This is a genomic window from Morganella sp. Je.2.23 (genome assembly GCF_051129855.1).
Lineage (GTDB): Bacteria > Pseudomonadota > Gammaproteobacteria > Enterobacterales > Enterobacteriaceae > Morganella > Morganella sibonii.
Genome location: NZ_JBCPSQ010000059.1, coordinates 1 through 255, shown reverse-complemented (window position 1 = coordinate 255; position 255 = coordinate 1). Strand labels below are relative to the sequence as shown.

The window sequence follows — 255 nt, the reverse complement described above, 5'->3', positions numbered from 1 at the left end:
CCAATTGTAAAAAGTGGCTTCAGAAATACCCATCTTTCTGCACACTTCCTCTACCCGGGTACCGGTTTCAGCCTGTTTCAGGGCAAATGCGATCTGTTCTTCGGTATAACGTGTCTTTTTCATGTCAGATGACCTCTTTTTTCAGGAGAAGAAAGGCCGGAAACTCTACTTTATACCGGTACTGAAGAAAGGGAAGAGGTCAGAAAGCATGATAAAAAAGGCATTATAATGAAAATGTTATCTTCTCATAACAAC

Annotated in this window: 1 protein-coding gene; it reads right to left on the bottom strand. The window is 40.8% G+C overall.

All coding sequences use genetic code 11. The features are described 5' to 3' along the window. Positions 1 to 123, bottom strand: a 123-nt coding sequence (locus tag AAZR23_RS20835; RefSeq protein WP_142262547.1) for a transposase, incomplete at its 3' end; no start/stop codon positions are given. Positions 124 to 255 lie beyond the last annotated feature (132 nt).